The 10,378-nt window shown below is 57.3% G+C and carries 9 protein-coding genes; 1 reads left to right on the top strand and 8 read right to left on the bottom strand.

The window, feature by feature from the left end:
• Window positions 1-300 precede the first annotated feature (300 nt).
• The 8 genes from Q4P78_RS05220 to Q4P78_RS05185 form a co-directional block, all read right to left on the bottom strand.
• A complete protein-coding gene (locus Q4P78_RS05220; protein ID WP_303339292.1) occupies window positions 301-2,646 on the bottom strand; it encodes a fibrinogen-like YCDxxxxGGGW domain-containing protein in 2,346 nt (781 codons plus the stop codon).
• 421 nt (window positions 2,647-3,067) lie between these two features.
• The gene (gene rlmB, locus Q4P78_RS05215) at window positions 3,068-4,054 is read right to left on the bottom strand and encodes a 23S rRNA (guanosine(2251)-2'-O)-methyltransferase RlmB (protein WP_303339291.1); all 987 of its coding nucleotides are present in this window, start codon (window positions 4,052-4,054) and stop codon (window positions 3,068-3,070) included.
• A gap of 98 nt (window positions 4,055-4,152) precedes the next feature.
• A complete protein-coding gene (gene cysS / locus Q4P78_RS05210; RefSeq protein WP_303339290.1) occupies window positions 4,153-5,577 on the bottom strand; it encodes a cysteine--tRNA ligase in 1,425 nt (474 codons plus the stop codon).
• An 85-nt stretch (window positions 5,578-5,662) separates the two neighbouring features.
• Entirely contained in the window at window positions 5,663-6,145 is a 483-nt protein-coding gene (gene ispF, locus Q4P78_RS05205; protein ID WP_303339289.1) for a 2-C-methyl-D-erythritol 2,4-cyclodiphosphate synthase, read from the bottom strand.
• Window positions 6,146-6,207: 62 nt separating this feature from the next.
• Window positions 6,208-6,972 (bottom strand): 2-C-methyl-D-erythritol 4-phosphate cytidylyltransferase, encoded by a 765-nt coding sequence (ispD, locus tag Q4P78_RS05200; RefSeq protein WP_368660895.1) that lies wholly within the window; start codon window positions 6,970-6,972, stop codon window positions 6,208-6,210.
• A 137-nt stretch (window positions 6,973-7,109) separates the two neighbouring features.
• Window positions 7,110-7,847: a phosphoglyceromutase gene (locus Q4P78_RS05195; RefSeq protein WP_303339288.1), complete on the bottom strand. Its 738-nt coding sequence runs from the start codon at window positions 7,845-7,847 to the stop codon at window positions 7,110-7,112.
• A gap of 85 nt (window positions 7,848-7,932) precedes the next feature.
• On the bottom strand, window positions 7,933-8,250 hold the full coding sequence (locus Q4P78_RS05190; protein ID WP_303339287.1) for a DUF2516 family protein: 318 nt from the start codon (window positions 8,248-8,250) through the stop codon (window positions 7,933-7,935).
• A gap of 68 nt (window positions 8,251-8,318) precedes the next feature.
• Window positions 8,319-9,512 (bottom strand): PLP-dependent aspartate aminotransferase family protein, encoded by a 1,194-nt coding sequence (locus Q4P78_RS05185; RefSeq protein WP_303339286.1) that lies wholly within the window; start codon window positions 9,510-9,512, stop codon window positions 8,319-8,321.
• Window positions 9,513-9,666: 154 nt separating this feature from the next.
• Here Q4P78_RS05185 and tmk point away from each other — a divergent pair, with 154 nt between their 5' ends.
• Window positions 9,667-10,377: a dTMP kinase gene (gene tmk / locus Q4P78_RS05180; protein WP_303339285.1), complete on the top strand. Its 711-nt coding sequence runs from the start codon at window positions 9,667-9,669 to the stop codon at window positions 10,375-10,377.
• The last annotated feature ends 1 nt before the right edge of the window (window position 10,378 follow it).

Below are 10,378 nucleotides of genomic sequence, written 5' to 3'. Positions count from 1 at the left end.
CACAACCTCTCGAGGCGACTCATATAACTATACAGACCCGTAAACCCTGACGCAACCCAAAACAGGGTGTACTGAGTCACAGTTTAGGGTTTCTCTACCCTAAAACCCCCTACTTCCCTGTAAATACGCGGAACTAGGGCTCAAAATTTCTTTATTATTCTCTCTTCTAGACCCCAAAACACTTCAGAGACTGCAAAAACGAGGTGAACATGCCAATGGCGACGCCCTCAAGACGTCGCCATTGGAAGAAACACCTCGTCCTTACGTCAACACACAAGGCTGCCCTTCAGTACATGAAGGCTATACAGTCAGCACAGGAGAGGAAGCAGAGAAGTTCTCCGAAGCATCAATCGCACGCACCGCATAGCGAGCGCCTTCGCGATGATCCACCGCATACTCCGTTCCATCCACCGTGGCAATCACACGATCATTACGCAGCACCTGGTAGCGCACACCCGACTCCCCCACAGAATTCCACCGCAAAACATCGCGCCCATCGGCAGAAGAAATCTGTGCATTACTCGGAGTAGACGGCGGGGTCACATCGCGCGCAGCAAAACGAGCAAAACCAACAGTGCTCTGCTCACCATAAGCACCCAGGGAACGGTTAATATCGCCACCCACCCACAGGTTACCTCGGGAATCCACAAAAGATTCCCACACGCCAAAGCCGTGCTCGCCCTTCAGCACCGGGTTAAATTCACCCACCACACGGCCGCTATCCTTATCGAAAGCTGCAACCAGACGGATATTATGCACCTGATCGCTATCCTTCCAATAGCCGTGGTAGCTGCTGGTACCCTCAAAAATCACGTCACCACAATGGCAGGCACCGTAAATGGTATTACCGGAGAGGTGCAGATCCTGGAAGTCTCCGCCGTACTTGGTAATGGAGGAATAAATACGCTGGTGGTTATCCTTGCGGTAATTAGAAATCAGATGGTCAGCACCTGCGCTCCAGACGGTATTGCCCGCATCCTGCACATCAAATTGGAAGGCGTAAACAATCTTGTCGGTGATCGCCAGCTGCAAGGAGGGATCCCACTCCCAGTTCAGGGAGGATGCGTCCTGACCGCTCAGAGCAGCCAGGCGGAAAGCACGCTGATTATTCAGCTGGGTGAAATAACCCGCCGCATGCACCACGGAATTATCCTCAGCGGCACTAAGCCCATTGACGGTACCGTTGAAAACCGGACGCCAGGAACGATCCACCAAACCGGTGGAAAGCTTAATACGGGCAGCACCTCGAGAATAAGCGTGGCTCTCGCTGCCCTTACCCTTGACATGGGTAAAATTACCGCCAATGTACAGGTAGTCGCCCTGTACCTGCAGGGTCTTGACCTGTGCGGGGGCACTGGTACTGCGGCGCTGAACCTCAATATTCCAGCTATTATCGATCTGCCCGGTGTGTGCATCCAGCACTACGAACTGGTTGACCTTCTGCCCGTTGACCTCGGTAAATTCACCACCGACCGCCAGACGATTACCGGGTAGCGCCTCCAGAGCCTTCACCTGACCGTTAATTTTCGGGGTGAAGGAGCGAACCAGCTCGCCCGAATCCACATTAAAACCTGCCAGGTTTGCCTGGGCAACCTTCTCGCCGCCGGCAGATTCCAGAGAGGCAAAATCACCGCCGGTAAAGACCGTATCACCCACCTGCGTAATAGCCTGAACATAAGTGTTCATTTCGTTAATCTTGCCGGAGTAAGTCTTCTCCGAAGTACGCCACTTCACGGGCATGGAATAGCTATTGGGCAGGGCACGGCGAGCGCTAGCAGCTGAACCATTGGCACCCAGCAGGTTAAAATTCAGATCCTTCTGAGTCAGCTTCGGGCGCAGGTATACCTGGGTAAAAGGCATAGAGTGGCCGACAGTACCCGCCTTCTGGTAGATATAGGAGTCCGCATTTTCATTACCGAAGGTCACCAGGGAACCGAACGCGAAACCAATCTTATAATCCTGCGCGGGATTGGCGAAGAACTTCACGCTCGAGGTGGTCCCGCCGGGTGCCATCTGCGTGGCGTACGCAGAGTAGGCGGTGCGGTTAATGCCGGCGCCGCTAAAGCGAATCTTGCCCCATTTCTGCGCGTAGGTCATCGCCCAGGACCACTGTTCGGTCTGCACGCGTTCTGCGCGGATCTCCTGCCAGGTGCGTCCATTCTTATCATGCGCGCGGCGCAGGCGCATACCGTCGGGTAGATCCTGAGGCTTAATGCCGTTCAGCAGCGCATCCACAGTATTGGAGGGCAGCTGCACGGGCGCAAATGCTGCAGGTCCGGTAGGGTTACGGTAAATATCTTTGGCATTGCCCATACCGTTATAGGAGTCGGTCCAGCCTTCGCGGCCGCGGGCAATCATAACCCAGCCGCCTCCATCGGTTTCCTGGTCGCAATAAAACTGCTGGGGCCCGGACATCTGCGGGGTGTAGAGCCAATAGGTTCCGGAGCGTGCGCTGCGGTTAATCTGTTTAATTTCGTAGCAGCTGGCTGCGGCGCGTTCGCTGCTGGTGCCGTCGTGAGGGTCTTCAGCTGCGCCTGCAGGGGCTGTCACACCCAGGGTGAGGGCGGTGGATAGTGCCAGGAGCGCACCTACTGGTTTTTTGATCAGGGATGCGTTCAGGATATTTTTCCTGAGATTAGTGAACATGTAGTGTCCTTATCGGTGACGTATTCACGCACGGCTGCGCGCGTGAATACCCTGTTCACTACACTCTATACGGAGATGGCACTCTTTCTCCCCGTGTACACATAGTCGTGTACATATCGGGGATGCTTCGGGTGCCCGGATAGGATTCGGAAGTGGTTTTCGCGCCTGTCGCGGTGAATATGTTTACGGTGACTTGCCCATAATATCAGGATTGAATATCAACCTAAGCTTGAATATTGAAGGGTGGTAGGAAATTTAGCTCACACTCTATAATGCGCGAGTCACCACCACCGCACCCCGTCACGTAGAACCGGGGAAAGATAAAGCTCAAGGGGACGGGATACCCCCGCCCCCTTGAGCTATAATTCATGACGCATCCGCAAGCTCAGCCCGCAGGGACGCATCACGCACTATCAAAATTTTAGGCATCAGCCGAGCGACGCTGGGATACCTCGTAGAGAGTAATACCCACAGCCATTGCCGCATTTAGCGACTCCATTGCCGAATCAATCGGAATGGACACAATCTGATCACAATTCTCGGTCACCAGGCGGGACAGACCCTTACCCTCGGAACCAACCACCAGGCACAGAGGCTCAGAAGCCAGCTCCAGCTGCGGCAGATCAATATCGCCGCCGCCATCCAGACCGATGACGAAAATACCCTGTTCCTTCGCCTGCTGGATTACGCGAGTCAGGTTGGTTGCCATAGCAACCGGCACGCGAGCAGCAGCACCGGCGCTGGTCTTCCACGCACCGGCGGTCACAGCAGCCGAACGACGCTCCGGAATAATCACACCGTCACCGCTAAATGCGGAAACGCTACGAATAATTGCGCCCAGGTTACGCGGATCGGTAATGCCATCCAGAGCCACAAAGAGCGGCGGGGTCTTCAGCTTGCCCGCATGCCAGCGTTCCATAGTATCCAGCACCAGGTCGGTTGCATCCGGGTACTTATAGGGCGGAATCTGCATAGCAACACCCTGGTGCACCGAACCATCGGTCAGACGATCCAGCTCGGAGCGCGGAATTTCCAGCATGGGCAAATTCTGCTTATTCGCGATGGTCATAATCTCGCGAATACGATCGTCCACCTCAACACGGCTCATAATGTACAGGTGCTTTGCCGGGATATCGGTGCGCAGAGCCTCCAGCACAGCATTACGACCGGTGACCAACTCATCGGAGACGCGCTTGCCGCCCAGACGGGTCTGGAACTTGCGGTTGGTGCCGGTTGCCGCACGACGCTCAGCCGCGCGCTTCATCTTATATGCCTTGTGGTAGACGCGATCCTCAGCCTTCGGGGTGGGGCCGCGACCCTCCAGAGCCTTACGGCCGTGGCCGCCCGTGCCCTTGGTTGCGCCCTTCTTCTTGTTCGTCGCACCCGGGCGATTACCAGCTTTAGCCATTACATAATCCTTACAGTAGTATCCCCGCCGCAGCGGGATGGTTCGGGCGGTCGCATTTCTCGCCCTCTATTAATACGCACTCTGTGCGCTTGAAAGTTCTAGGACTCAACGCTCCAGGAAGAACCCGAAGCACCGTCCTTGACGCTAATACCGGCAGCAGCCAGGAAATCACGCATACGGTCAGCGGTCGCCCAATCCTTCGCCTCGCGTGCAGCAGCACGCTCCGCCAGAACGGCCTGAATCAAAGAATCCAGAGCCTGATGCTCCACCGAGGAATCAACACCGCCGGTACCAAAAGACATTAGCTGAGCCAGACCCAAAACCTTCACCATCGCGTAGACGGCATTTGCCTGCTCGGCGGCAGATTCACCGGCAGCCGCAGCGGCATTACCGGCACGAGTGTACTCGTGCAGCACAGCCAGGGCGCGAGGAATATTCATATCGTCGTCCATAGCCGCCGCGAAATCCTCGGGAACGCGCGCATCCTCAGAAATAGAATCCAGGTGAGAAGCCAGGAAAGATTCCACGCGCTCAATTGCCACGCGAGCCTCGTCCAAAGAGCTCGGGCGGTAATCCAGCACCGAACGGTAGTGAGCGCTGCCGAGGTAGTAGCGTACCACCAGCGGGCGAGCCTGCTCAAGCATCTGGGAGGGAGAGATCGTATTGCCAATAGACTTAGACATCTTCTCGCCCTCAAACGTGACCATGCCATTGTGCATCCAGAAATTCGCAAAAGAATCTCCGGCAGCGGTGGACTGAGCCAGCTCGTTCTCATGGTGCGGGAAGCGCAAATCCAGACCGCCACCGTGAATATCGAAGTGGCTACCCAGGTACTTACCCGCCATGGCGGAGCATTCCAAATGCCAGCCCGGGCGGCCGCGACCCCAGGGGGATTCCCAGGAGGCGCTTGCCGGCTCATCCGCCTTGGCGCCCTTCCAGAGAGCGAAATCTCGGGGGTCACGCTTACCGCGGGGGTCAGCGTCCGGAGCGTCCTGCATATCGTCAATGCTCTGGCGGGTCAGGGCACCGTAACGTTCCCAGGAGCGCACATCAAAGTAGACATCTCCCGAGTCATCCAGTGCCGGGTAGGCGTGACCGCGGTCGATCAGGCGCTGAATCAGTTCGAACATTTCGGGAATATGACCGGTAGCGCGCGGCTCGTAGGTGGGCGGGTCAATACCCAATGCCGCATAAGCACGCGCAAAAACCTTCTCAAAACGGTATGCGAGCGCCCACCAGGGCTCACGCGGGTACTCGCCGGAAAAATCCGGGGAGAAAGAATCCGCGGACTTCGCCAGAATCTTATCGTCAATATCGGTCACATTGCGTACCGTGGTGACCTTCAGGCCGCGGTAACGCATCCAGCGCGCGAGCTGGTCAAAAACCAGTGCCGAACGAATATGGCCTACATGCGGTTCGCCCTGAACGGTGGCACCGCAATAGTAGATACGAGCCTCGCCGGGATGAACCGGCACAAAGTCACGAATCTCAGAAGTCGCAGAATCATAAAAACGCATAGTCACCCTTATAGTTTACGTGCCCGCCCGGGCAAAAACAGCTTTGGCTTGTATTCTGAGCCTAAAAGCACCCAGAACGTGCGGGATAGGCCTAACCTTCGGTCGGGTAGACCAGGGCGGTGGCAATGGCGGCAATACCTTCACCACGGCCGGTCAGACCCAAGCCGTCGGTGGTGGTTGCAATGACACTGACCGGAGCACCTGCAGCTTGGCTGAGCACGTGATTTGCTTCTTCGCGGCGGGGTGAGAACTTGGGGCGGTTACCGATTAGCTGCACGCTAATATTGCCAATCTCAAAGCCCGCCGCACGCACAATAGCTGCCGCCTCGGAGAGAATACGCACGCCCGAGGCGCCCGCCATATCGGGTCGGTCTACGCCGAAGTTGCTGCCCAAATCTCCCGTGGAGGAGGCGGCAAAGAGAGCGTCTGCGGCGGCGTGGGCTACGACGTCACCATCGGAGTGGCCGGAAAGACCCAGCGCCCCTTCCCAGTACAGGCCCGCCAGGTGTAGGGGCGTGCCTTCTTGGCCGTAGGCGTGGACGTCAACACCGGTACCAATGCGGGGAATAATCACAGCTCTCCTTATATAGAATAGTTATTCTTGAAAATTCTGTAGTTTATTAACGGTCTAGCGCCCTAGATGTACAGCGCGCGGGCAATACGCAAATCCATGGGAGTGGTGACCTTAAAAGCATCCGCATCTCCGGCAACCGTGAGAACCCTATGGCCGGCAGATTCCATAGCCATAGCATCGTCGGTAATCTTTTCAGCCTCGGCAGCCGGCAGGGTACGGCTATGTTCATGAGCAGCCAGCAGGCTCTCCAGTTCAAAGCCCTGGGGGGTCTGCACCGCGCGCATCTCCGAACGAGCCGGAGTACCGGTGACCTCCCCACTGCTATTGACGGTCTTAATGGTGTCAACCACCGGCAGCACCGGAATAACCGCGAGAGCACCAGCTGCCAGCGCCCGAGCCACACGCTCATAGACTGCCGCCGGGGTAAAGGATCGTGCGCAATCGTGAATGAGTACATGATCAATCTGCGCACCGGAATTTTTAAGAGCATCCAGCGCCGCCACGACCGAGGCGGTACGACTATCTCCTCCGGCGGTCACGAGGGCATTAAAAGAGGCGGCGTCTTCAAGAAGCTGGGGGCATACACTCGCGGCGTTTTCCGGGATAGTCACCACCAGATGATCAGCCACAGCAGATTCAGAGGCGCCCTGCAAAGCGCGGTAGAGCAGGGTTCGCTCCCCCACCGTGACCGCTGCCTTGGGGATAGGCTCGCCCAGACGGGTACCGGAACCTGCGCCGAGCACAATAATGGCGGTGCGCTGCGGGTCCAGACTATTGTGCTGATTAGTAGCGTTGAGTCGGGTGCGGGGCTGTTCAAAAGTACTCACCCTTTGAGGGTAGCAAAGATAGACAGAGCCGAGAAAAGCACACCCCGATATACAGCCCCCGACATGCAGAATAAAGGCTTAAAAGCTGTGCCGCCCGCACAATACGCGCGGGCGGCACAGTGTGAAGCGCCTAGGGCTTACTTACCCTGGTTAGCAACAGCGGCAATTGCGTCCTTTGCTGCTTCGGGGTCCAGGTATTCGCCGGGCTTGATGGGCTGGAAGTTCTCGTCCAGCTCGTAGTACAGCGGAATACCGGTGGGGATGTTCAGGCCGGCAATGTCCTCATCGGAGATGTTCTCCAGGTGCTTGACCAGCGAGCGCAGGGAGTTACCGTGCGCTGCGACCAGAACGGTCTTGCCCTCAACCAGATCCGGCTTAATGTCGGATTCCCAGTAGGGCAGCATGCGGCCCAGAACGTCCTTGAGGCATTCGGTGCGCGGTGCATTCTCAACGTTTGCGTAGCGCGGGTCGTTTGCCTGGGAGTAGGGGTCGTTATCGTCCAAGGCGGGCGGCGGAACATCGTAGGAACGACGCCAGGTCATGAACTTTTCGTCACCGTACTCTTCACGGATCTCGGACTTGTTCTTGCCCTGCAGAGCGCCGTAGTGACGCTCGTTCAGACGCCAGGAGCGCTTGACGGGAATCCACAGGCGGTCTGCGGCGTCCAGAGCCAGGTTTGCGGTGTTAATAGCGCGACGCTGCAGGGAGGTGTGCACAACATCGGGCAGGATGTTGCGTTCCTTCAGCAGCTCGCCGCCGCGTGCAGCCTCAGCGCGGCCCTTATCGGTCAGGTTCACGTCAACCCAGCCAGTGAAGAGGTTCTTTTCGTTCCACTCGGACTGGCCGTGACGCAGCAATACTAGTTTGTAAGTCATAGTTCTATTTTTTCACTTCCGACCGTGTTTGTCATGCCCTAGAGCGCATAAACACGGCTGAATTTTCAGCGATGCAAGAAAGCCTCTAGAAATTACGGTTACGCACGCTCGGGTACACGCCCGCCAGGAATACACCGGAAACCGTTGCGGCAATCAGCTGCAGCAGCATGGAGTTCGGGCCCACACCGCTAAGCGATGCCAGCAGACCCAGCACGGACACCACGGCAGCGCCGCCGGTCATAGCCATCCAAAAGCCCTTGGAGCGCTTACCGTAAAAAGTGTAGGTGCTATCGGCAACCGAGGATGCGCGCAGCAGAGCCATAACGCTCAGTACCGCGGCAATAATACCCAGCAGCAGGTTGACCGTCATCATGGCGTATACCAGCAGAGTATATGCGTTCATTATTCTCCTTCAGCCCACCCGCGCGACCGTATCTAGGCAGCGCGGGCGGGAGTCAGCTTTCAGGGTTCTTAGTCACCCAGGATAGCAAGAGCACGCTCAAAATCAGCGTATAGATCGTCCACATTTTCAATACCCACAGCCAGGCGCAGCAGGGATACGGGAATGGATTCGGGCTCGCTACCGTGGCGACGGCGGCGCTCCACCAGGGACTCCACACCGCCCAGGCTGGTTGCCGGGGTCCACAGCTGCAGAGCCTGCACTACTCGCTCGGTCTGCTCTGCATCAGCATCGAGCACAATGCACAGCACCGCGCCGAAGCCGCCCTTGAGCTGCTTCTTCGCCAATTCGTGGCCCTTATCGCTGGGCAGACCCGGGTAGCGTACCTCGCGCACCATCGGGTGCTTTTCAAAACGCTCCGCCAGTTCCTGAGCATTGGCTACGGCGCGTTCCACGCGCAGGGATAGGGTGCGCAGACCGCGCAGACCCAGCCATGCTTCCATGGGGCCGGGGATGGCGCCATTGGTAATGCGGTGGTGGCGCATTGCCTGGTAGAGCTCTTCGTGATTGGTGGCGGTAATACCCAGCAGTACATCGGAGTGGCCGGAGAGGTACTTGGTTGCCGAGTGAACCACCACGTCAGCACCCAGGCTCAGGGGCTGCTGCAGCAAAGGAGTTGCGAAGGTATTATCCACGGCGGTAACAATACCCAGGCGGCGCGCAGCCTGGCACAGTGCCGGCAGGTCGGCTACCTCAAGCATGGGGTTGGTGGGGCTTTCCAGCCACGCCAGTACCTTCGGAGCCGCATAGTTTACGGTTTCGGCGCTTACGCCAGCGCTTGCTGCCGCTTCTTCAAAGGCGCGGATGCAGCTATCGGTATCTTCAATATCCAGGCGAACCACGGTGGCAATACCGCGGCGTTCCAGGTCCTTCGCCATGGTCACCGACGCCATATAAGTGTGCTTGGGGAGCAGGATAATGGAGCCGGCGGGCACCAGATCAATCACGGAAGCAATAGCCGCCATGCCGGAGGGGAAGAGCAGACCGGGCTGGCTGGCGCCTTCGAGCTGAGCGACGATTTCTTCCATGCCGTCCCAGCTGGGGTTGGCAAAACGCGCGTAGACCTTATCGGTGGAAATATCTACGCTACCGGCGCCACGGAAGGTGGAGCTAAAAACAACGGGGGGATTGACGGGCGCGTCGTGCTCATGGGCGGGGCGACCGCCGGAGACAACGAAAGTATCGGGTGCATAATTCTCTGTCATGGTTTAACCGTGGCATAAATGGGGCGCGAGCGCATCTTTGAGGGGCTCTTTGTGATGGCTGCTAAAGCATAGAGAGTAATTTTTCATCATTACGCCTCTCGTACACTGCCGGGCGGTGGAAGACTCACCCTGGATAAAAGGGTACCCTTATAGGGTGAGTGATTCTTTGCGCTATAGCCCCGATTCTTCTGTATCTGTCTCTGCACGCCCCGGCCTTTTTATTGTGGTCGAGGGCGGTGATGGTGCGGGTAAAAGCACCCAGCTAAGCCTGCTGCACCGTGAATTGGAGTCTCGCGGTTATACCGTGATTTCTACTCGTGAACCCGGTGGTACTGAGCTGGGTGAGGCTCTGCGTGCACTGGTGCTGCACGGGGATCATCCGGTGGATGCACGCACCGAGGCGCTGATTTTTGCTGCTTCCCGCGCCGCTCATGTGGCGCAGAAAATTGCCCCGGCGTTGGACTCCGGTTCCATTGTGCTCTGCGATCGCTATATTGCTTCCTCTGCTGCTTATCAGGGTGCCGGGCGAGAGCTGGGCGTGGAAAGCATCGTGGATCTGAGCCGCTGGGCTACCAACGATTTTCAGCCGGATATGACCCTGGTTTTTGAGCTGCCCGATGAAGAACAGGCCCTGCGTCGCGCCGAGCGCGGTACCGTGGATCGTATTGAGGCGGAAAATAGCGAATTTAAGCAGCGTATTGCGGGCTTCTTTAAGGACTATGCTGTATCTGAGGATCCTTCGGTGCACCGTGTGGATGCCTCTGGAAGCATTGAGCAGGTTGCTCAGCGCGTATGGGCGTTGGTTGAGCCTGCACTGAAGCACGCGAGCCTAAGCCATGTCAACAGCGTTGAGGGGGAAAAATAAA

This window comes from Rothia sp. (in: high G+C Gram-positive bacteria) (genome assembly GCF_030540545.1).
GTDB lineage: Bacteria > Actinomycetota > Actinomycetes > Actinomycetales > Micrococcaceae > Rothia.
Note: the sequence above shows the minus strand (reverse complement) of the source record. Positions and strands in the feature narration are given on the sequence as shown.